Origin of the sequence: Jatrophihabitans sp. (genome assembly GCF_051960575.1) — a bacterium.
Taxonomy (GTDB): domain Bacteria; phylum Actinomycetota; class Actinomycetes; order Mycobacteriales; family Jatrophihabitantaceae; genus JBQCEE01.
Window position 1 is genome coordinate 1 of the sequence record NZ_JBQCEE010000132.1, and the last position, 22,177, is coordinate 22,177.

Annotated in this window: 15 protein-coding genes, 2 tRNA genes and 1 pseudogene; 5 read left to right on the forward strand and 13 right to left on the reverse strand. The window is 71.0% G+C overall.

Annotated elements, in window-relative coordinates; all coding sequences use genetic code 11:
* The 3 genes and pseudogenes from ACTHMS_RS07215 to ACTHMS_RS07225 all read right to left on the reverse strand — a co-directional run.
* Positions 1-885: pseudogene (locus ACTHMS_RS07215) on the reverse strand (hypothetical protein); the annotation flags it as partial.
* 52 nt (positions 886-937) lie between these two features.
* Entirely contained in the window at positions 938-1,411 is a 474-nt protein-coding gene (locus ACTHMS_RS07220) for a hypothetical protein (RefSeq protein WP_440305992.1), read from the reverse strand.
* Between the two features lie 11 nt (positions 1,412-1,422).
* Complete coding sequence (locus ACTHMS_RS07225) at positions 1,423-2,994, reverse strand: hypothetical protein (protein ID WP_440305993.1); 1,572 nt, start codon at positions 2,992-2,994, stop codon at positions 1,423-1,425.
* Between the two features lie 293 nt (positions 2,995-3,287).
* Between ACTHMS_RS07225 and ACTHMS_RS07230 the strand changes: the two genes are divergently transcribed.
* On the forward strand, positions 3,288-5,777 hold the full coding sequence (locus ACTHMS_RS07230; RefSeq protein ID WP_440305994.1) for a protein kinase domain-containing protein: 2,490 nt from the start codon (positions 3,288-3,290) through the stop codon (positions 5,775-5,777).
* A gap of 4 nt (positions 5,778-5,781) precedes the next feature.
* Here the strand turns inward: ACTHMS_RS07230 and ACTHMS_RS07235 are convergent, their stop codons facing one another.
* The 10 genes from ACTHMS_RS07235 to dnaA all read right to left on the reverse strand — a co-directional run bounded on the left by ACTHMS_RS07235 (position 5,782) and on the right by dnaA (position 19,632).
* Complete coding sequence (locus ACTHMS_RS07235; protein WP_440305995.1) at positions 5,782-7,548, reverse strand: glycosyltransferase family 61 protein; 1,767 nt, start codon at positions 7,546-7,548, stop codon at positions 5,782-5,784.
* Between the two features lie 42 nt (positions 7,549-7,590).
* Positions 7,591-7,663: transfer RNA gene (locus tag ACTHMS_RS07240), tRNA-Ala, on the reverse strand.
* A 211-nt stretch (positions 7,664-7,874) separates the two neighbouring features.
* A tRNA-Ile gene (locus tag ACTHMS_RS07245) sits at positions 7,875-7,948 on the reverse strand.
* 97 nt (positions 7,949-8,045) lie between these two features.
* Positions 8,046-8,696, reverse strand: coding sequence for a DUF3566 domain-containing protein (locus ACTHMS_RS07250; RefSeq protein WP_440305996.1), 651 nt, complete (start codon positions 8,694-8,696; stop codon positions 8,046-8,048).
* Between the two features lie 4 nt (positions 8,697-8,700).
* Positions 8,701-12,387, reverse strand: a complete 3,687-nt coding sequence (gyrA, locus tag ACTHMS_RS07255; RefSeq protein WP_440306006.1) for an intein-containing DNA gyrase subunit A — start codon at positions 12,385-12,387, stop codon at positions 8,701-8,703.
* Positions 12,388-12,535: 148 nt separating this feature from the next.
* Entirely contained in the window at positions 12,536-14,563 is a 2,028-nt protein-coding gene (gyrB, locus tag ACTHMS_RS07260; RefSeq protein WP_440305997.1) for a DNA topoisomerase (ATP-hydrolyzing) subunit B, read from the reverse strand.
* Between the two features lie 204 nt (positions 14,564-14,767).
* Entirely contained in the window at positions 14,768-15,343 is a 576-nt protein-coding gene (locus tag ACTHMS_RS07265) for a DUF721 domain-containing protein (RefSeq protein ID WP_440305998.1), read from the reverse strand.
* Positions 15,344-15,484: 141 nt separating this feature from the next.
* The gene (gene recF, locus ACTHMS_RS07270) at positions 15,485-16,636 is read right to left on the reverse strand and encodes a DNA replication/repair protein RecF (RefSeq protein ID WP_440305999.1); all 1,152 of its coding nucleotides are present in this window, start codon (positions 16,634-16,636) and stop codon (positions 15,485-15,487) included.
* A gap of 10 nt (positions 16,637-16,646) precedes the next feature.
* Positions 16,647-17,801: a DNA polymerase III subunit beta gene (dnaN, locus tag ACTHMS_RS07275; RefSeq protein ID WP_440306000.1), complete on the reverse strand. Its 1,155-nt coding sequence runs from the start codon at positions 17,799-17,801 to the stop codon at positions 16,647-16,649.
* A 355-nt stretch (positions 17,802-18,156) separates the two neighbouring features.
* Positions 18,157-19,632 (reverse strand): chromosomal replication initiator protein DnaA, encoded by a 1,476-nt coding sequence (gene dnaA / locus ACTHMS_RS07280; RefSeq protein WP_440306001.1) that lies wholly within the window; start codon positions 19,630-19,632, stop codon positions 18,157-18,159.
* Between the two features lie 620 nt (positions 19,633-20,252).
* Here dnaA and rpmH point away from each other — a divergent pair.
* The 4 genes from rpmH to yidC all read left to right on the forward strand — a co-directional run.
* A complete protein-coding gene (gene rpmH / locus ACTHMS_RS07285) occupies positions 20,253-20,390 on the forward strand; it encodes a 50S ribosomal protein L34 (RefSeq protein ID WP_440306002.1) in 138 nt (45 codons plus the stop codon).
* Positions 20,391-20,399: 9 nt separating this feature from the next.
* Positions 20,400-20,789, forward strand: coding sequence for a ribonuclease P protein component (gene rnpA, locus ACTHMS_RS07290; protein WP_440306003.1), 390 nt, complete (start codon positions 20,400-20,402; stop codon positions 20,787-20,789).
* Entirely contained in the window at positions 20,786-21,112 is a 327-nt protein-coding gene (yidD, locus tag ACTHMS_RS07295; RefSeq protein ID WP_440306004.1) for a membrane protein insertion efficiency factor YidD, read from the forward strand. Before rnpA ends, yidD begins: the two co-directional genes overlap by 4 nt.
* Positions 21,113-21,124: 12 nt before the next feature.
* A partial coding sequence (gene yidC / locus ACTHMS_RS07300; RefSeq protein ID WP_440306005.1) for a membrane protein insertase YidC occupies positions 21,125-22,177 on the forward strand: 1,053 nt, incomplete at its 3' end.

Genomic DNA, 22,177 nt, shown 5'->3' on the forward strand with positions numbered 1-22,177 from the left:
CGCCATCGTCTGCACCGCCGGCTCGTCCTGCGGCGCGGCTCCCTGCGGCGCGCCGAGCCCGACCGCCGGCTCGGCGTCCGGCACCGACGGTTCGTGCGCACCGCCGGTCGCGAGGTCCTTCGCGAGCAGGTCGATGCCGGGCGCGTCGGCCGGCAGCTCGGACAAGGGGGCCGGCGGGGCGTCGGGCGCGAGCACCGCGTCGTCGCCCGCCGCCGTGACGGCCGGCGGGGGCGGCGGGACGGGAGCCGGTTCGGTCACCGGCTCGGGCGAGACCGCGGGCGGCGCCGTGGACGGCTCGGCCGGTGCCGGCGACGGGCCGGGAGCCGGGGCAGCGGTAGCCGCAGCGCCGGACGACTCCGGCGCGCCCTGCGGCGTGAACGGCATGGCCGCCGGGGGCGGCGGCGGCACGGACACCCCGTCGACGGTGAGCAGCAGCCCGGCCGCCTGCACGACGCCGTGGTCGAGCTGGCCGAAGCGCTGCGGCTCGCGGGCGGCCGCCGGGTCGCCGAGACCCGCGCGCACCGAGGCCAGCGCACCGGGCAGCACGTTGCGCACGCCGTCGCGCGGACGGCTCACGGCGAGCCGCTGCTGGCCCTGCGCCGTGGCGACGTCGGCGAAGGCGACGCCGTACACGACGATCGCGAGGCCGGCGCCGGACGGACCGAAGGCCACCATGTCCACCGTCGACGGCGAGGCGGCGAGCACCGCGCCCAGCCGGTCGGTGAGGGCCATGCCGTCGGCGCCCGAGCGGGCGACCTCCTCCTGCGCCGCGAGCAGGCCGGCGACCAGCTCGTCGCTGCCGGGCGGCGCCGACAGCAGCAGGACGAGATCCCCCTGGCGGGCGAGCACGCCCTCGCCGGAGACCGGACGGAGCACTGCGCTCATGACGAGCTCCTGACGTTCGCGACGGGGGCCGGGCGGGCGATCGGGGCGGCGGTCACACGAGCCTGCCGCCGAAGAAGCGCCACCGGATGTTGAAGACGCGCATCGGCCCGTTCACCCAGATCCACACGGCCATCCAGACCACGACGAACAGCGGCCAGAAGAACCAGAACGGCACGATGTGCACGCCGACGTCGTTGCGCCCGGCGAAGCCCGGCAGCACGTTGTAGTCGGCGAGCAGGAACACGACGATGCCCTCGTTGAGGAAGGTGATGAAGCCGAAGAACGTGGGCCAATCCTTCTCCCACCGCCACTGCATGAGGAAGTGGTAGACGCACTCCCAGAGCACGCCGAGGATCGCCGTCCACAGCAGGGCGGCGAAGCCGTCCTGCAGCCGGTACTTCCACGGCACGTCGTAGTCGCCGATGCTCGCCGGGAGGATCGAGGCCATGATGAAGGTGAAGATCGAGCCGATGGTCGCGAGGAAGAACAGCCGCGACTGGATCCGCCCGCCGAGGGTGGGAAGCATGGTCGTCTCCGTCAGATCTGCTGGTTCTTGGCCCACTTGAGCCATTGGCTCACCGAGCGTCCGGTCGTGATGCGCTTGCCGAAGCCGCGACGCGCGAGGTCGTCGGCGATCTCCTGCGCGGCCACCTGCAGCCCGAGGAACGTGTCGACGCCGGGGAAGTAGCCGCCGAGGGTCGGCGACCCCGAGGCGTACATGACCCCCGGATCGCTGCGCGTGCCGCGCAGCTCGAAGGTGCGGTCGACGTCCAAGCGGCCCTTCGGGTTGCGGCCCGCACCGCCGTGCTGCAGCAGGTCGTTCAGCACGCGGTGCTCGGCGATGTCGGCCTCGAGCCCGGTGCAGTCGATGACGAAGTCGGCGGCGATGTCGTAGACGCCCTGCGGGGTCTTGATGGTGCTGACGATGCGGCCGTCCTGGGCCACCGACATGCCGTCGACGGTGCCCTGCATGAGGCGGTACCAGCCCTCGTCGCGTCCCTGCTTCATCTGCGCCTGCCACGACCGGCGCCAGGGCGTGTTCGTCCCGCCCATCTCGTCGTAGGCCTTGGCCCGCTCGTCGCCCTCGAGCCGGCGCATCTTCGACTTGAGCTGGCCGCCCCACACCGACTTCGGGTAGTTGAAGCCCTGGTAGGCGAAGCCGTTGCCGCCCTTGCGCCGGTTCCACGCGTTCTTGCCGTGCGAGCCGCTGATGAACGTGCGGAACAGGTGCACGATCTGGACGTTGGTGCCGTACTTCGCCCGGTCGTCCATCAGCCGCTGCAGCACGCGCGACGCGACGATGCCGCCGCCGCGGATGAGCACCGTGCCCGGCCGCGTGCGCAGCTGGTTGTAGACGTGCTCGTGGTCCTCGTACGCGCTGACCACGTGGTGGAAGTCCTGCATCTTGGTGCGGAACTCCTGCAGGTCGGGCAGGTACTTGAGCCCGGGGTAACCGATCGCGACGTGCACGAAGGTCGAGCGGAACGCGACACGCTTGGTCGGTGACGCGCCCTCCGGCGGCGTGAGGATGGTGAAGTACCCGCCGCCCTGGCGGCGGCGGATCATGCGCACCTGGCCCTTGACCAGCATGTCCCAGTACCGGATGCGCTTCGCCTCGCGCTCGAGGTGGCCGAACACCATGCCGGCCTTGGGCGTGTAGAAGTCGCGCCACATCGGCTCGAGGAAGACGTTGATCGCCTGCTTGAGCGACTTGTCCTTCCACGCCTCCTCGATGGCGTAGGACGGGAAACCCCAGATGTTGTCCGGACGCGACGCGGAGTCGGAGCGGATGCGTTCGGGACGCGGGATCTGCGACACCCGGGTGAGGTACTCGTAGGTCTGCCACGGGTGGTCGATGTTGCTCAGCACCCGGATCTGCTCGACCGGGACGCCGGCGATGCGCAGGTAGTCGACGGTGACGAACGACCCGATGCCACCGCCCACCGTCACGAACGGGACGTCCACGATCGGGATGCCGGCGGCCTGCACCATCTGGTCGGTCCACCAGTCGGTGTTGAGGAGCTGGTCGTTGAGGTCGCCGGCCTGTGGCGTCGACGAGGCGGATGGCGCGGCCGGTGCGGACGGCGACGGCCCGGGTCCAGCAGTCATCGGTGATCCCCCTGGGAGACGGTCGGTGGCGAGGAGGTGCGACGTCGTGATCACGGGCGACGGCAGCCTGTGGCGGCGTGTGATCAGCTGAGAACGAGCGAAGGCTATCCAATTTCGGCGCGCTGACAATGGCCCCGGACGGACCCGCAAGCGACTCGTAACCGTCCGCCGAAATGCCGGTATGCCGCATTCCGGACAGCGCATTACGAAAAGCTCGCGATCTTCGTCGCAGCGGCCGCTCGGTGTCGGCCGCGTGGGATCCTTGGCGCGATCCGGCCGACGAGGAGGACGCGGTGCCCGAGCTGTTCGGGCGGTACGAGCTGCACGACCTGCTCGGCCGCGGTGGGATGGGCGAGGTCTACCGCGCCGTCGACACCGTCCGCGACCGCACCGTCGCGCTGAAGCTGCTGCCGAAGCACCTCGCGGTCGACGACTCGTTCCAGACCCGCTTCCGTCGCGAGTCGCAGATGGCCGCGCGGCTCAACGACCCGCACATCATCCCGATCCACGACTTCGGCGAGATCGACGGCCAGCTGTTCATCGACATGCGGCTCGTCGAGGGACGCGACCTCGGCTCGGTGCTCGCCGAGCAGGGCCGCCTGCCGGTCGCGACGGCGGTGACGATCCTGGCCCAGGTGGCGGGCGCGCTGCAGGCGGCGCACCAGGCCGGGCTCGTGCACCGCGACGTGAAGCCCTCGAACGTGTTGCTCTCGGGCTGGACGCCGGGCGAGGAGCACGACCCGTTCGCCTACCTCGTCGACTTCGGCATCGCCCGCGCCGCCAACCAGGAGGGCACCGCGCTCACCGCGACGACCGGCACCGTCGGCACGGTGGCCTACATGTCGCCCGAACGCATCGGCGGCTCGCCCGGCGACCGGCGCACCGACATCTACGCCCTCGGGTGCGTGCTGTTCGAGGCCGTGACCGGGCAGAAGCCGTTCGACGGCGAGATGTTCGCGATCATGTACGCGCACATGAACACCGCGCCGCCGCGGGCGAGCGACCGCGCGCCCGGCGTGCCACGCGCCCTCGACGACGTCATCGCGCGCGCGATGGCCAAGGACCCCGACCAGCGCTACGCGACGGCCGCCGCCTTCGCGCTGGCCGCGCGCCAGGCGGTGCGGGGCGGCCAGGGCGCCGCGGTGCCGACGGCCGTCCCGGGACACCCGACGCCGACCGGCTACGGCCCGTCCGGCCCCGTACCGTCCGGGCCGGTGCCGTCGGGGCCCATCCCGTCCGGGCCGGTGCCGTCCGGCCCGCCGGCCGCGGCGCGGCCCGACCGCTCCACGCCTGCTGCACCCGCGGCGTCCGGCGGGCTGCCGGCCGCGCACCCGTCCGCGCCGCTCCCGCAGTACTTCGCACCGTCCGCACCGCCGGCGCCCTCGGGGCCGCCCGGGCCGCCGCCAGGGCCGTCGGGCCGGTCACATTCGTCCGGTCCGCTGGGTACGACGCCCACCGCGCCCCGATCCGGCGGCGGTTCGAAGCGTGGGCTGCTGCTGGGCGCCGGGGCACTCGTGGTGGTGATCGGTGTGGTGCTGGCGATCGTGCTGTCGAGCGGTGGCTCGGGAACGCCGGCGGCGCACTCGTCGAGCAGCACGGGCGCACGCTCGTCGACCACCAGCGCGGCCCCGGCGTCCTACCGCACCGGTGGGCCGGGCACGCCCTCGGTGTCGTGGCAGCACTTCGGCTCGTTCGCCCAGCTCGTCGGCACGAGGAACGGCGACAGCGCGCACGCCTTCCAGGACGCGAGCTGCTCGCTGTCGGCCAAACAGTCCAACGAGCCCGACAGCATCCTCGACGAGATCACCTGCAGCTATCCCGGCAGCCCGGTCGTGGCCGAGATCGCCCGCTTCAAGGACACGGCGTCGGCCCGGGCGCTCGTGACGTCGCTGATCACCCAGGCCCAGTACGCCGCGAGCGCCGTGTCGATCGCCGGCCGGGTGGTCGGTCTGCAGGTCACCTCGCCCGCGTCAGCCAAGGACGCCGACAGCATCACCTACCTGTGCGGCCTGCCGCAGTACGCCGTGCAGTTCTACGCCCCCGACCAGTCGAAGCCCGGTGCGTCGCCGACGACGATCCAGAACAACTTCTGGCAGCCCAGCGAGTTCCCGGACGTCGTGCCGGACAGCTGCAACACCGACTTCTCCGGCCCGGCCGCGGGCTCCACGCCGACCACCAGCGGTGCCGGCGCCCCGAAGCAGCCCGCCGACCTGCCGACGACGCTGGTGAAGTCGCTGGTGAACCCCGACCACCTGTCCGACAGCCATCTCGCCCTGAGCAAGGTCATCGACGGCACCGAGCTGGCCGTGGCAGGCACCGCCGGGTCGGTCACCTTCTGGAAGTACGACACCAGCGCGCACACCCTGCAGCTCGCCGCGGTCAAGGGCTACCCGTACAAGGCGGGCACGCTCGACACCTCGAACCTGACCGTCCAGTCGGCGGTGCTCGCGGGCATGACCCACGCGACCTTCATCGTGCACGGCACCTTCTCGACCGACGGCACCGGCAACGCCGTCGCCTACAGCTACGACGTCCCGAAGCAGACGTGGGGCGCGATCAAGGCCGAGACGCGGACGTCGCTGCAGGTCACCGACCAGGGGGTCGCGCCCGGTGGGATCGGGCTGTCGCAGAACTTCCGCTTCGTCAGTGGCCGCCTCGAGACCGACGACTGCTCGTCGACCGTGCCGGCGAGCCAGTGCGGCCCGACCACGCTGGTGACCAAGTTCTGGGAGTGGGACGGCACCCACTTCGTCCTGCACGACACCGCGGGCCTCGCGAACTGACCGATCAGCCCGCCGGGGCGTCGGCCGCGACGGCGGCGTCGAGCGCCGCGGCGAGCAGGTCGAGGTCGACGGTGAAGTTCGACTGGTACGCACCCCAGGTCCAGCCGCCCGGCGGGTGCTTGATCAGCGAGTCGCCGATGACGTGGTGCAGTTGCCCGCCGGTCACGGCGGCGATCAGGTACTCGTTGTTCGCGCTGTAGGTGTCGGCGGTGATCGCCACCAACCGCTTCGCGCCGGCGAACATCGCGGTGAACATGTTGCTGCCCGCGAACCCGGCGATGACCTCGGCGTCGCAGAACGCGGTGAGCTGCTCGGCGAAGTCGTGGTCCTCGGGGTAGAAGATCTCGAACCCACGCTGCTGCACGAATGCCTCGACCGCCTCGGTGTTGAGACACGACCGGATGCGGCGCACGCGGCGGCCGACGAACAACCTGCGCGCGCTGTCGCGGCCGGGGCGGTGCAGCCGGTCGCGCACCTGGTCCCACGTCGCGCGCAGCTCGGGGCTGCTGTAGGCCGGCATCGAGAACATGGGGGACGCCGCCGAGACCGCCTCGACGGTGACCGCCTCGCCCGGCCGCAGGAACGCCACCTCGTCCAGCGGGACGTCGAGCGCGGCGAACAGCTCGCGCTGGAAAGCCGGGATGCCGTCGTCCCCGATCCGGCTGAGCAGCGGCCGGATCTGCGGGTCACGGGCCCGCGCCTCGCGCCAGCCCCAGTGCCGGGCGATCACCTCGGTGAGCACGTGCCCGAAGTGGCCCGGGTACTCGGTGTCGAAGTAGAAGAAGTGGCCGTCGAGGTGCCGGGTGGGCCGACGCGGCGAGTGGTCCGGCAGCCGCGCGTGCCAGGGGCTGATGCGCACGAGCCGGCGGTGCCGCAGCACGTTGTCGTAGGCGTGGCGGTAGGTGTCCGGCAACCAGTAGTTGTCGCGGGCGATGCGCTGCTCGAACCAGCACGTCGGCTGCTCGTAGCGCCGCAGCGAGAGTTCGGGGACGTCGATCGCATCGAGCGTGGCCGCGGAGTGCTGCACCTGCCCGAACCACTCGCCGCGCGAGCCGTACTCGACCGGCGTCACCGCGGGTGTGAAGCGAACCGCCGGGCGGGTGGTGACCACCTCGCCCCAGGCGCTGCCATACCGCGCGGTGAGCACCGCGGTCGCGGTCGCGTCGCGGAGGTTGACGCGGTGGTCGAGGGCCTTGAGCACGCCGACCGACCGCCCCTCGACCTCGACGGTCTCGCAGGCCGCGACCAGCTCGGCGGGCCAGCCCTCGGGCGCCGGCCCGCGCACGGCGACCGCCTCGAACTCGGGCCAGTGCTGCTGCCCGTCGTCGGTGATCGAGAGGTCCTCGAGGACGTACGCGCCGCCCGCCGCGAGGAACTCGAGGGTCGCGCGGAAGCGGCGCAGCAGGTCTGCCCGCTTGCGACCGACGTCGACGATGAGCTGCGGTTGCGGGACGCGCACGAGGTGGTCGCTGCGCGCCTGTTGGTCGGCGCACACGGTGTACCGCACCCGCGGCCCCGGGCTCGCCATCGTCCGCGCGTCGTGGGGTCGGGTCGCGAGCAGGTGCACGGTCGCCGTGGGCAGCGCGTCGGCCAGCGCGTTCGCGGTGCGCACGCCGTGCTGGTCGGCGACGACGACCACGTCGGTGACGGGCTTGTCGAGCGACTGCGCCCACTCGACGTATCGGGCGACGTCCGGGACGGCGGCCGAGGCCGGGGCGGCCGCCGGTCGGCGGGTCAGCCGGCGTCGCAGCGACTGCTTCCATCCGGCCACGCGGGCAACTCTAGGCGCGCCGCCGAGGCGCCTGACACGGGGTGGAGACGAGGGGAATCGAACCCCTAACCCCCGCCTTGCAAAGGCGGTGCTCTGCCAATTGAGCTACGTCCCCTTGGGCGGCTGTGCCGGATCCGACCGGCTCAGCGCGAAGCGTCTGCCGTCGCCTCCCGCCACAGTTGCGACGCGGAATGGTTGACCTGCCGGCGACGCAGCACCGCGGCCGCAGCAGCCGCGAGGGCCGACGCCAGGACCAACGGTTTCATGCTGCCCTCCGCGAGATGCCGGGCTCCAGCGTACGGCCGCGATGATGGGGAGCGGCGCGGTGGGCCTGGGAGGACTTGAACCTCCGGCCTCATCCTTATCAGGGATGCGCTCTAACCGTCTGAGCTACAGGCCCGCGCACGTGACTCGGTCGGCTTGCACCGACCGGCGACACGAGTGACAACACTACCGGACGCCGTCGAGCGATCCCGACCGCCCTGGGGCGGCCGGACTCATGCCTCCGACAGCGTGATCTCGATGCCTCCGACGAGGTCGGCACAGAGGTTGTAGACCACCGAGCCGATCGTCGACAGGGCGATGAAGAGGATCATGTTGACGACCCCGATGATGGCGGCGCCGCCGAAGACGATGCTCGCCCGGATCGGCGGCGTCGACCCGTCGCCGTTGATCGTCGTGACCGCGTTGTTGATCTTGTGGATGACCCCCGCGGCGTCGAGCACGCCGTAGAGCACCCCCACGACGATCAACCAGACGAAGAACAGCGCGATCGCCAGCACACAGCTGAACCGCAGCACCGTCCACGGATTGATGTGGCGCAGTTGCAGCTGCGCCCGGCGGGGCCGGCGCGGACGCCGGCGGGACGACGCGCCGTCCTCCGGACGCTGACGGTCACTGCCGCGCGGGAACTCGTCCTCGGCGGGCCGGGTGGTCGGTGCACCGGCCGAGGCGGACGCCGCCGCGCGGTTCGCGAGGTCGAAGTCGGGCTCGGGGAACGACGGGCTGTACGGCGGGATGGTGCCGGTGGTCGCGTCGGTACCGCCGACACCGCCGCTGCCGACCCGGCCGGGCCGGGAGCCCGGCGTGCCGCCGCCGCGACCCGAGGACTTCCCCGGGTCACGGTCGGACCGTTCGGACCGCGCCACCTCGTTACTCCTGCTCGTCCGGTTCGTCGGCGTTTCGTGCGACGGCGACCACGTTGACGCCGTCCGGCAGGTTCATGAGTCGCACGCCCATGGTCTGCCGTTGTGCCCGACGGACCTCCGAAGCCTTGGTGCGGATCACCACGCCGTCGGACGTGATCGCGTAGATCTCGTCGTTCGGAGCGACGGCGATCGCACCGACCAGCCCGCCTCGGGTGGAGACGATACGCGCCGTGAGCACGCCCTTGCCGCCCCTGCCCTGCACGGGATACTCGTCGACCCGTGTCCGTTTCGCGAACCCGCCCTCAGTGGCCACCAATATTTCGCTGCTGTCGTCGCGCACGACCTCCATCGCCAGCAGCTCGTCGCCCTCGTTGAAGCGCATGCCGAAGACGCCCGAGGTGGCCCGCCCCATCGGCCGGAGGGTCTCGTCGTCGGCCTTGAACCGGATCGACATCGCCTTGCGGCTGACGAGCAGCAGGTCCTCGTCGGCACTGATGAGGGCGGCGTCGATGAGCTCGTCGTCCTCGCGCAGGTTGATCGCGACGATGCCACCCGAGCGGTTCGAGTCGAAGTCGGTCAGCTTCGTCTTCTTGACCAGGCCGTGCTTGGTGGCGAGCACCAGGTACGGCGCCTGCTCGTAGTTCTTGAGCGTGATGACCTCGGCGATCTCCTCGCCGGGCTGGAACGCGAGCAGGTTGGCGACGTGCTGGCCGCGGGCGTTGCGGTTCGCCTCCGGGAGTTCGTAGGCCTTGGCGCGGTAGACGCGTCCCTGGTTCGTGAAGAACAGGATCCAGTCGTGGGTCGAGCTCACGAAGAAGTGCGCCACGATGTCGTCGGCCTTGAGCGCCGCGCCCTGGACACCCTTACCGCCGCGCCGCTGCGCCCGGTACAGGTCGGTCTTGGTGCGCTTCGCGTAACCCGTGCGCGTGATCGTGACGACCACGTCCTCCTGCGCGATGAGGTCCTCGACGTTGACGTCGCCCTCGTAGGCCACCATCCGGGTGCGCCGCTCGTCGCCGTACTTCTCGCCGATCTCGGTGAGCTCCTCGCGGATGATCGCGCGCTGGCGGGCCGGCTTGGCGAGGATGTCGTTGTAGTCCTCGATCTCGCGCTGGATCTGGTCGTGCTCGTCGATGATCCGCTGCCGCTCGAGCGCCGCGAGCCGGCGCAGCTGCAGGTCGAGAATGGCGGTCGCCTGGATCTCGTCGATCTCGAGCAGCCGCATCAGGCCGCCCCGCGCCTCTTCGGCCGAGGGGCTGTTGCGGATGAGCGCGATCACGGCGTCGAGCTGGTCGAGCGCCTTGAGCAGGCCGCGCAGGATGTGGATGCGCTCCTCGGCCTTGCGCAGGCGGTACCGCGTGCGCCGGACGATGACCTCGATCTGGTGCTCGACGTAGAGCGAGATGAACTGGTCGAGCCGCAGGGTGCGCGGCACCCCGTCGACGATGGCCAGCATGTTCGCGCCGAAGGTCGTCTGCAGCTGGGTGTGCTTGAACAGGTTGTTCAGCACCACCTTCGCCACCGCGTCGCGCTTGAGCGTGACGACGATGCGCATGCCGATGCGGTCGGACGACTCGTCGGCGATCTCGGCGATGCCGGTGACCTTGCCCTCGCGGGCCAGGTCGGCGATCGACTGGACGAGGTTGTCCGGGTTCACCTGGTACGGCAGCTCGGTGGCCACCAGGATGGTGCGGCCCTTGACGTCCTCGTCGATCTCGACGACCGCCCGCATGCGGATCGAGCCGCGGCCGGTGCGGTAGGCCTGCTCGATGCCGTCGCGGCCGACGATGAGGCCCCTCGTCGGGAAGTCCGGACCCGGGACGAGCTTGATGGCCTCTTCGAGCAGTTCGTCGTTCGACGCGTCCGGGTGCTCGAGCGCCCACACCACCGCCGACGCGATCTCGCGCAGGTTGTGCGGCGGGATCTTGGTGGCCATGCCGACCGCGATGCCCTCGGCGCCGTTCACCAGCAGGTTCGGGAAGCGCGCCGGCAGCACCGTCGGCTCCTGCGACCGGCCGTCGTAGTTGCTCTGGAAGTCGACGGTGTCCTCGCCGATGTCCCGCAGCATCTCCATCGCGAGCGGGGTCAGCCGACATTCGGTGTTGTGGCTTACGATGCCGTTCGTGACGAACGCGTGCTCGTCGTTCGCCACGCGCAGCGAGTACACCGGCGCCACGCCGTCGCCGTCGATCGCGACCACGGGGACGAACCGGTACCGCCCGTCGGCGAGCGGCTCGACGACCGACCGCTGCGCCGGGGTGAGGCGGCGGACGATCTCGTCGTCACGCTCCCAGCGCTCGATCGAGTCGAGGTTGCGGTGCGCCAGCCACTCGCGGTGCCCGCGCGGGGCGGTGCGGCGGATCCACGCTGCCACGAACGGCACGGTGTCGTGCGACAGCGCCCGGCTGGTCTGCGGCACCTCGGCCAGCGCCGCCGCGAGCGCGTCACGCTTGCGCGTCAGGAAGCCGACGTTGGCGGCGAACAGCCGCGCGTCGCGGCGGTTCGTGACGACGCAGCGCCACGCGTCCGGCCGACGGCCGTCACGGCACACCTTCGAGCTCACGCCGAACTCGAGCAGCAGCAGCTGCACGTCCTGGGCCAGCTGCTTGCTCTTGGTCGAGTAGCAGACCTGCACGGTGTTGCGCGGCAGCAGCGAGACCGAGCCGTCGCCCTCGAACAGCGCCTGCAGGAACCGGCGCTTCACCACCGGCCGCGAGCGCCAGATCCACTCCGGCACCGCCTTGTCGGCGCTTCTCGCACCCTTGAGCTCACCGAGCTCGGACGCGTCGAGTGCGGCGGTGCGGTGGACGTCCAGCTCCCAGATCCGCTTGCCGGACGGCAGCAGACGGTCGTTGCAGTAGAACGCACCGCCGACGGTTCGCTCGTAGGCCGTGACCACCGCCTGGAACCATTCGGCATCGGTGTTGTTGAACCCGGCCCGATCGCCGTACCAGCCCTCGCTCACGAACGAGCCGAACAGCAGCGCGAGGTCCGACTCGCGCTCGGTGAGCGGTTCACCGGTCTCGTCGGCCGTCGTGCGCAGCACGCAGACCACGTCGCCGACCGAGAGTCGGTCGAGCCGCTTCCAGACCAGCTTCGGCGCCGTGGTGCCGTCCGCATCACCGGACAGGACCAGCACGGGGTGGTTCTCGCTGCCGGAGAGCGACATGCCGTTCTCGAGCCGCATGGTGAGCACCGGGTGCTCGCCGGAGTGGAAGATCTTGTCCGCCAGGACGGTCTGTCCCGACGCGCCGAGCACTTTCAGCTCGACATCGGCCTCACCCGCAGCCGTCAGGGCGTGCTCGCCGGCGATGTCCTCGATGCGGCGGGTCGTGCCGTCGGCAAGCCGGACGAGCGTCTCGCCGGTGACGCAGTAGCGCATCGCGGCCGCGGGGTCGTTGCCCGGCGAGCCGAAGTTGCCCTGCCCGTCGACGAGCGGCGCGCGCATCGACCACGACTGCGCCATGCGCACGAGGGCGTCGTAGATCGCGGAGTCGCCGTGCGGGTGGTAGTTGCCCATCGCGTCCGACACCGGGCGGGCGGCCTTCACGTACCCGCGGTCCGGCCGGTACCCGTTGTCGAACATCGCGTAGAGGATGCGGCGGTGCACGGGCTTCAGCCCGTCGCGTACGTCGGGCAGCGCGCGGGACACGATGACGCTCATCGCGTAGTCGAGGAAGCTCCGCTGCATCTCCTGATGCAGGTCGACCGGTTCGACGCGGTCGAAGTCCGGCGTATCGGTGGTGTCGGTCAAGGCAGAGCTCCTCTGCGGTGCAGCGGCGGACGACGGGTGGCGGCGACGACCTCAGGCGTCGGGGCCGCGGGGGCCGGACTCGGCGTCAGGTGTCGAGGAAGCGGACGTCCTTGGCGTTGCGGACGATGAAGCCGCGACGGGCGTCCACGTCGTCGCCCATCAGCACGGAGAACAACTCGTCGGCCGTCGCGGCGTCGTCGAGCGTGACCAGGCGCAGGATGCGGGTGGCCGGGTCCATCGTGGTCTCCCACAGCTCCTTCGGGTTCATCTCGCCGAGACCCTTGTAGCGCTGGATGCCGTCCTGCTGCACCTTGCGGCCGGCGGCCAGACCCTGCTCGATCATCCCGTCGCGCTCGCGGTCGGAGTAGGCGTAGTCGGGCTCGCCCTTGCTCCACTTGATCTTGTAGAGCGGCGGTGCGGCGAGGTAGACGTGGCCCTGCTCGATGAGCGGACGCATGAACCGGAACAGCAGCGTCAGCAGCAGCGTCGCGATGTGCTGGCCGTCGACGTCGGCATCGGCCATGAGCACGATCTTGTGATAGCGCAGCTTGGTGATGTCGAAGTCGTCGTGGATGCCGGTGCCGAGCGCGGTGATGAGCGACTGCACCTCGGTGTTCTTGAGGACGCGGTCGATGCGCGCCTTCTCGACGTTGATGATCTTGCCGCGGATCGGCAGGATCGCCTGGAACATCGAGTCGCGCCCGGACTTCGCCGAGCCGCCGGCCGAGTCGCCCTCGACGATGTAGAGCTCGCTCTCGCCCGGGTCGGTCGACCGGCAGTCGGCGAGCTTGCCCGGCATGCCGAAGGTGTCCAGGGCGTTCTTGCGCGCGAGCTTGCGGGCCTGCTGCGCCGCCTTCCGGGCCCGGGCCGCCTGCGTCATCTTCGTGACGATGGTCTTGGCCTCGGTCGGGTTGCGGTTGAACCAGTCCTCGAGCCACTGGTTGCAGACCGACTGCACGAACGTCTTCGCCGACGAGTTGCCGAGCTTGGTCTTGGTCTGTCCCTCGAACTGCGGCTCGCCCAGCTTGATCGAGATGATGGCGGCCAGACCCTCGCGGATGTCGTCGCCGGTGAGGCGGTCCTCCTTGGTGTCCTTCACCATCTTCTTCTCGATCGCCCACTTGTTGACCACGTTGGTCAACGAGGCGCGGAAGCCCTCCTCGTGCGTGCCGCCCTCGATCGTCGCGATCGTGTTGGCGAAGGTGTGCACGCTCTCGCTGTAGGACTTGTTCCACTGCATGGCGATGTCGACCGACAGCGCCTTCTCGGTGTCCTCGCCGGAGAACGAGATGACGTCCTTGTGGATCGGTTCCTTGTCGCTCGTCCGGTTGATGTGCTTGACGAAGTCGGCGAGGCCGTTCTCGTAGTAGTAGGTGATCTCGCGGGCCTTGGCGTGGTGGTGCGCCGTCGCGGCCTCGGCGTCGTCCTCGTCGACGATCTTGTCGATGCGCTCGTCGCGCAGCACGATCGTCAGCGCCTTGTTGAGGAACGCGGTCTCCTGCAGCCGGCGGCTGATCGTCTCGAAGTCGAAGGTGGTCGTCTCGAAGATCGAGGCGTCCGGCCAGAAGGTCACTGTCGTGCCGTGGTTCGTGGACGGCGCGCCCTTCTCGAGCGGCGCGGCCGGCTTCTGGTCGACGTAGGGCTGCGTCCAGACGAAGCCGTCGCGCTCGATCTCGACCTCGAGCCGGTGGCTCAACGCGTTCACGACCGAGACGCCGACGCCGTGCAGACCGCCGGAGACGGCGTAGGCCTTGCCGTCAAACTTCCCGCCCGCGTGCAGCACGGTGAGGATGACCTCGACCGTCGGCCGCTTCTGGGTTGGGTGCATGTCCACCGGCATGCCACGGCCGTTGTCCTTCACCCGCACGCCGCCGTCGGCGAGCAGGGTGACCTCGATGCGGTCGGCGTGACCGCCGAGGGCCTCGTCGACGGAGTTGTCGACGACCTCCCACACGAGGTGGTGCAACCCGCGGGCCGAGGTCGAACCGATGTACATGCCGGGACGCTTGCGCACCGCCTCGAGACCCTCGAGGACGGTGATCGAGCTCCCGGTGTAGGCGTTCTTGGCGTTGGCGTTGGCAGACGACTTCGTTGCCGGACTGGCCACGGACACGACCTCTCACCCAGGTACGGCGGGCAGGCACGACACCCGCAGGACTTCGTCCAGTCTACCGGAGGCCACTGACGAAAACGTGGCACGCAGGCGTCTCATCGCGACGCTCGCGGCCGGACACCCCCTCCGGCACGGGAACCCATACGCCCACTATCACGACGGCCGCTGCGAGGCAATGAGCCGCTGCCGCCGGTGGACGACCGGTCAGCCGTAGGTGTCGCGGGGGCCGCGCGCGCCGCGGACGGTGAACTTGCCGTGCTTCCAGCTCGGCGCGGTCGGGCCGGTGATGCGGAGCTTGGTGACGACGTCGCCGCCGAGTTCGGCGACCAGCCGGGCGAGTAGCGGACCGGCCAGCAGCCGCAGCTGCGTCGCCCAGGCCGTCGACTCGGCCGCGATGTGCAGTTCGCCCTGGTGCAGCGAGCTGGGCGCGCAGTGCGCCGCGACGTCGGCCCCGACCAGCGCCGGCCACTCGGCGAAGACGCGCGCCTCGGCGAGCGGCCGCTGCCAGCCGCGCTCCTCGACGTAGCCGCTGACCAGGTCGGCCACGCGGGCGGGGTCGCGCCGGTCGTCGCGTCCGGGGCCGGAGTAGCCGCCGACGTTCCGCTCGGTCATGCCACCGCGGCCGGCCAGGTTCTCGGACCGCAGGCGCTTGTTGCGTGACCGGCCACCGCGGCCGCGACCCGAGCGGGCGATGCCCTGCGCGTCGGCCAGCGCGGCGAGCACGGGGTCGATCGGTGGTTCAGCGGCCGGCGTCCGTTCGCCCGGTGTCACGTCGTCCACAGGGTTCTCCCCAGCGGTGTGGACGGTTCCCGGCGGTTGGGGACGTCCAGCGGGACCTTCGTCCACAGAACAGCGCAGTTATCCACCGCTTCCTGTGGACAACTGTGTGATCCAGGCCGCATCGGCAGCAGCACCGTACACCTATCGGACACGACGCACACTCCCCGATCCGACGGCGTACCGCGCGCCGTCGAGCAGGTCGGGCACGTCGCCGTCGACCGCGGCAGTGATGAGCACCTGTTCGGCCTTGCCGGCGGTGACGGCGAGCTGCGCGCGGCGGTCGGCGTCCAGTTCGGCGAACACGTCGTCGAGGACGAGGATCGGTTCGCCACCGGGCCCGTAGTCGAGGCGCAGCAGCTCGAAGGCCGCCAGCCGCAGCGCGAGCGCCACCGACCAGCCCTCGCCGTGGCTGGCGTAGCCCCGGACGGGCAGGGTGCCGATCCCGATCTCGAGGTCGTCGCGGTGCGGGCCGACGAGGTTCACGCCGCGGTCGAGCTCCTGCGGGCGCCGGCGGGCGAGTTCGGCCAGCAACGCGGTCTCGAGGGACGCGACGTCGGGGCCGGGATCGGTCGCGCCCTCGCCGTCCAGCTCGGGCAGCACGGAGGCGTAGCCGAGGGTCAGCTCGGCGCTCGCGGGCGCGACCTCGCCGTAGGCGGCGACGGCGAAGGGCCGCAGCGCTGCGACCGCGTCGAGCCGCGCCCGCAGCAGCTGGGCGCCGAAGGACGCGAGGTGACCGTCCCACACGTCGAGCGTGGACAGGTCGACCCGCTTCGCGCCGCGCGCCCCGCCGGCCGACTTCAGCAGCACCGAGCGTTGCTTGAGCACCCGCTCATAGTCGCTGCGCACGCCGGCCATCCGCGGTGTGCGCGCCACGACGAGCTCGTCGAGGAAGGTGCGGCGCTCGCTCGGGTCGCCCCGCACGATCGCGAGGTCCTCGGGGGCGAACACGACGGTGCGCACCACGCCGAGGATGTCCCGCACGCGGGTGACCGGCGAGCCGTTGAGCCGGGCCCGGTTGGCGCGGCCGGGCACGATCTCGACCTCGACGCGCAGCTCGCGCCCGGCCGAGACCGCGGCAGCCCGGACCACCGCCCGCTCCGCGCCGGCGCGGATGAGCGGGGCGTCGGACGCGACCCGGTGACTGCCCAGCGTCGCGAGGTAGCCGATCGCCTCGACCAGGTTCGTCGTGCCCGGCCCGTTCGCCCCGACCAGCACGGACGGGCCGGGCTCGAAGTCGAGTTCGGCGCTCGTCCAGCTGCGGAAGTCGGCGACGCCGAGATGGCGGACGTACACGGAGCGACGATCAGCCGGGCAGCCGCACCGGCATGATCAGGTACGTGTACTCGGCGCCAGTCGTGCCAGGCGCGTCACTCGCCGACAGGTCCGGACGCAGCACCACGGGCTTGGTGGCCGAGGTGAACAGCATGCGCGCGGTGGGGGTCGGCAGGGCGCCGAGCCCGTCGAGCAGGAACTGCGGGTTGAACGCCGTCGCGATGCCGTCGCCCTCGTAGACCACCTCGAGCTGCTCCTCGGCGCGGCCCTCGTCCTCGCCGCCGGCCGAGAGCGAGAGCGTGGCGTCGCCGAACTCCATCCGCACCGGGGCCGTGCGGTCGGTGACGAGCGCGACGCGGCGCACCGCGTCGACCAGCTGCTGCACCGGCACCTCGGCCGTCGACGCCCACTCGCTCGGCAGCAAAGAGCGGTACTGCGGGAACGTCGCGTCGAGCAGGCGGGTGGTGGCGCGGCTGGCGCGGCCGTGGGTGGTGCCCGAGAAGCCGATGATGCCCTCACCCGCGCCGCCGGCGGCGAGGGCGATCGACAGGGTCTCACTGCCCGCGAGGCTCTTGGCGGCGTCGGCGAGCGCCCGTGCCGGCACGAGCACCTGCGCACTCGCGGACGACGGGTCGCTCGGCGACCAGACCAGCTCGCGCACCGCGAGCCGGTAGCGGTCGGTGGCGGCCAGGGTGAGCTTCTCGCCGTCGATCTCGACCCGCACGCCCGTGAGCATCGGCAGCGTGTCGTCGCGGCCGGCGGCGACCGCCACCTGGGCCACGGCGGCGGCGAACTCGGCGCTGTCGACCGTGCCGGCGGTGGTCGGCATGGTCGGCAGCTTCGGGTAGTCCTCGACCGGCATCGTCGGCAGGCTGAACTTCGCCGAGCCGCACACGATCGCCAGCCGGGCTCCGTCGAGCGTGACATCGACCGGATGCGGCGGCAGGGCCTTGGTGATGTCGGCGAGCAGCCGACCCGACACGAGCGTCTGCCCCGGCGCGCCGGCGGTGACCTCGAGCTCGACCTCGGTGGAGGCCTCGAGGTCGAAGCCGGACACCGAGAGCACCTCGCCCTCGACGGTCAGCAGCAGCCCGGCGAGCACCGGCAGCGTCGGGCGGGTGGCCAGGCTGCGGGCCGCCCAGGCGACGGCATCGGCGAGCGCGTCACGCTCCACGCGGAACTTCATGCCTGCGCTCCGCTCACGTGTTCGCGGCGTCCTGCCGATGGGTAGGTCACGGTCAGCTCCTCGGTGCTCGTCCGCACGGTCGTCGGGACGGCTCGTCCCCGATATCCACCGTGTGAACGTTCTTGTCGTTTGCCAATCATGGAGAGAGTGCTTCGGCTGTCGTCTTCGCAGCTGTGGACACTGCGGATAACCGTCTGCACCGTAGCGTTCACGGGCGACAACGCTGTGGACGAACGGGGTGCCGTCATCCGCAGGCGCACGTCCCCGAGGTGGACGGCCGACGAACTGCACGCGGCGTCCACATGACGTCCACCGTCGTCCACAGCAGCATGCACAGCCTGTGGGTTCGTCACCGTCACGCCCGCGCCCGCTGCTTGATGCGGCTGGTGAGCTCGGCGATCTGGTTGTAGACGGACAGCTTCTCGGTGAGCTGCGCCCGCACCTTGCGCTCGGCGTGCATCACCGTGGTGTGGTCGCGGCCGCCGAACTGCTCGCCGATCTTCGGCAGCGAGAGCTCGGTGAGCTCGCGGCAGAGGAACATCGCCATCTGCCGGGCCTGGACGAGCACCCGGCTGCGCGACGAGCTCATCAGGTCGTCGATCGACACGGCGAAGAACTCGGCGGTCACCGCCATGATCGTGGCGGCCGAGATCTCGGGCTGCTCGGAGTTCGACACGAGGTCCTTGAGCACCATCTCGGCGAGCCCCATCTCGACCGCCTGACGGTTGAGGCTGGCGAACGCGGTCACGCGGATCAGCGCGCCCTCGAGCTCGCGGATGTTGCTCTGCACGCGGCTGGCGATGAACTCGAGCACGTCGTTGGGCGGGTCCATGCCCTCCTGGGCGGCCTTCTTGCGCAGGATCGCGATGCGCGTCTCGAGGTCGGGCGCCTGGACGTCGCTGATGAGTCCCCACTCGAAGCGGGTGCGCAGCCGGTCCTCGAGCGACGAGAGCTGCCGCGGCGACTTGTCCGAGCTGATGACGATCTGCTTGTTCGCGTTGTGCAGCGTGTTGAAGGTGTGGAAGAACTCCTCCTGGGTGCGCTCGGCACGTTCCAGGAACTGGATGTCGTCGATCAGCAGCAGGTCGACCGAGCGGTAGCGGGCCTGGAAGGCCTGCATCTTGTCGTCACGCACCGAGTTGATGAACTCGTTCGTGAACTCCTCGCTCGACACGTACCGCGTGCGGATGCCGGTGTGCAGGCTCTGCGCGTAGTGGCCGATGGCGTGCAGCAGGTGCGTCTTGCCCAGGCCCGAGTCGCCGTAGATGAACATCGGGTTGTACGCCCGGGCCGGCGCCTCGGCCACCGCCACGGCCGCGGCGTGGGTGAACCGGTTGCTCGAGCCGATCACGAACGTGTCGAAGGTGTACTTCGGGTTGAGGCGGGCGTCCTTGTCGGCCTTCTCGAGCCGCTCGGACGTGGTCGCGACCGGCGCGCCGCCCGCGACCGGCTCCGGATGGCGGGCGAGGTACGGGCCGGAGGTCGCGGGCGCCGGTTCCTCGGTCCAGCCGTCGTCGTCCTCGCCCGTCGCGTCCGTGCCGCTGCCGCCCGGACCTCCGTCGCCCGGATCGTCGGACGGCATGACGGTGACGGCGATGCGCACGTCGCGGCCGAGCTCCTCGCTGAACGCCGTCGCGATCATCGGCCGCAGCCGGTTCTCGAGGTACTCGCGGGCGAACTCGTTGGGGGCCGCCAGCAGGGCGGTGTCCTCCATCAGCCCCAGCGGTCTGGTGAGACCGATCCAGGCCTTGTGCTGCTGTCTGATGGACGGGTCGTCGAACCGCTTCTTGACCCGGTTCCAGACGTCCACGAGTTCGGCCCGCTCATCCACCGAGACGTCCCACTTCCCTCAATTTTCGCTCCGCCATCGTCGTGGTGCCCGATGACGTCCACCGACGGATCAGCCTCTCACGTCCAGGGGACGCCGATGACGATCCACAGCGTTCTGCACAGCTGTGGACCGAGGTCTGGCGGACGAGACGTTCGGTCGGACAAGCGCTACGCCGGTGGAGTCCCGGGGCGCGGGGTGTGTCGGTTGTCGGGGGACTCAGGGGGACACGATCGGCGAACCTACACAGGCCTCGATCACCGCCACAAGAGGGGTCGGCGTGTCTCCGGCGTGCCTGCCGAAGGTCGTCCTACGGTGTCCGGTTCGGGCCTGCTGCGCCGTGTCGTCATCGACCCGTCGTCGTTCCGTGACCGGCTCGTCACCGCGCCGACACCTGCGCGGCCGACGCCCGGCCGAGGGCGGTTTGACCTGCGCGGTGGGCGATCCGTACCGTGGTCCGGGAGTTCGCGGACCGGTCCCTCCGTCATGCCCTGCTCCGGGCGATGGTCGGAAGGCCCCCGGGCCGCCAGCACCGCGACATTCGTACCCGAACGTCGTGCCCGTGACACCCGTCGAGGGTGATCGGCCGGCACGGCGGTTGCCCGATCGATGGAGTCCGTCCCGTGAGCAAGCGCACCTACCAGCCGAACAACCGCCGTCGCGCCAAGACGCACGGTTTCCGGCTCCGTATGCGGACGCGTGCCGGCCGCGCCATCATCTCCGGCCGTCGCCGCAAGGGCCGTCGCGAACTGTCGGCCTGACCCTCAGCCGTGCTGCCGTCCGCCCACCGGATGCGGCGCGCTGCCGACTTCACCGACACGATGCGCCGCGGCGCCCGCGCTCGTCGCGGGGCCGTCGTCGTGCACCGTCTGGACGCGGACGCCCCGAGTGACCTGTCCGGTGCCCGCACGGAGCACGACCCTCGGATGACGGCGCCCTGTCTGGTCGGCCTGGTCGTCGGCAAGGCCGTCGGCGGCTCGGTCGTGCGCCACGCCGTCAGCCGCCGGCTGCGGCACCAGCTCGCCGCGCGCCTCGACCGGCTGCCCGCCGGCAGCCGCACGGTCGTGCGTGCCCTGCCCGACGCGGCCGGCGCGGATTCCGCCGCCCTCGGCCGCGATCTCGACGCCGCCCTGCAGCGGCTCGCCGGCACCCGCGGATGACCACCACCCCGCCCCGCCGCCCGAACCCGGCGGCCCGCGCCGCACTGGCGGCCATCCGGTTCTACGCGACCGCTATCAGCCCGGCGCTGCCGCCACGCTGCCGGTTCACCCCGTCGTGCAGCGCCTACGCGGCCGAGGCGATCGGCCGGTTCGGGCTGGCGCGCGGTGGCTGGCTGGCGTTCCGGCGGCTGCTGCGCTGCCATCCGTTCCACCGCGGCGGGCACGACCCGGTGCCACCGGCCGTTGACCGCTCGGACGCTGCAGACCCGCGTCCCCCCGGATCCTCCCGATCGTCCCGTCCGCTCGCGCGGCCGGCTGCCTAGGAGTACGTCGACGTGGATTTCCTCTACACCGCGATCTCGTGGGTGCTGCTGCGCTGGCACGACCTGTTCAGCGCGATCGGGCTCGGCAACGGCAGCTGGAGCTGGGTGCTGTCGATCGTCTTCCTGGTCATCACCGCCCGCCTGCTGCTGGTGCGCATGTTCGTCAAGCAGGTCAAGTACCAGCGGCACATGGCCAAGATGCAGCCGAAGATGCAGAAGATCCGCGAGAAGTACAAGAACGACCGCGCGGAGATGCAGCGGCAGATGATGGCCCTGCAGCAGGCCGAGGGGTTCAACCCGCTGGCCGGCTGCCTGCCGATGTTCCTGCAGATCCCGATCTTCATCTCGCTATACCACGTGCTGCGGCACCTCGCCAACTCCGCCGGCGCCCGCGGCACGGACCTCTGCGCGCCGTACCTCGCCGGCGGCAAGCCGTCCCACCTGCTGTCGCTCTACAGCTTCTCGGCCAACGAGACCTGCAGCGCGGCCAAGTCGAAGCTGTTCGGTGCCCCGCTCGCCGCGTCCTTCCAGGACTCCGGCGCGACGCTGACCCGGCTGGGCGGCACCGACCACGGCACCATCCGCGTCGTCCTGGTGGTGCTGCTCATCATCAGCGCCGCCGCGACCGTCATGACCCAGCTGCTGGTGCGGTGGAACAACCCCGTGCCGCCGGAGGGCACCGCCGCCACCGTGCAGAAGGCGATGCTCTACCTGATCCCGCTGGGCGTGCTCGCGTCCGGGCTGCTGTTCAACTTCCCGCTCGGCGTGCTGCTCTACTGGTTCACCTCGAACCTCTGGACCCTCGGCCAGCAGGCGTACATCATCCGGTACCACCCGCACGAGGACGACGACGCGGCGCCGAAGGGCGAGGTCGGCAAGGCGCTCGCGCCACGCCCGGGTCAGCGGCCGGTGCGGATGAGCAAGGGCGAGGGCGCACCCGCCACCGCGGTCGAGGAGGCCGAGGCACCCGCCGCCGCGGTCGCCCGCACCGCGCCCCGGCCCGGCCAGCGGCCGAACCGGCCGGGCGGCGCCGGCGGCAAGCGGCCCGCCCAGAAGGCCCAGGCG

What these genes read in the sequence shown, in the direction of transcription:
- ACTHMS_RS07220 (WP_440305992.1), bottom strand. Translation starts at nt 1,411, where the DNA reads ATGCTTCCCACCCTCGGCGGGCGGATCCAGTCGCGGCTGTTCTTCCTC.
- dnaN (WP_440306000.1), bottom strand. Translation starts at nt 17,801, where the DNA reads ATGAAGTTCCGCGTGGAGCGTGACGCGCTCGCCGATGCCGTCGCCTGG.
- gyrA (WP_440306006.1), bottom strand. Translation starts at nt 12,387, where the DNA reads ATGCAGCGGAGCTTCCTCGACTACGCGATGAGCGTCATCGTGTCCCGC.
- ACTHMS_RS07225 (WP_440305993.1), bottom strand. Translation starts at nt 2,994, where the DNA reads ATGACTGCTGGACCCGGGCCGTCGCCGTCCGCACCGGCCGCGCCATCC.
- yidD (WP_440306004.1), top strand. Translation starts at nt 20,786, where the DNA reads ATGACCACCACCCCGCCCCGCCGCCCGAACCCGGCGGCCCGCGCCGCA.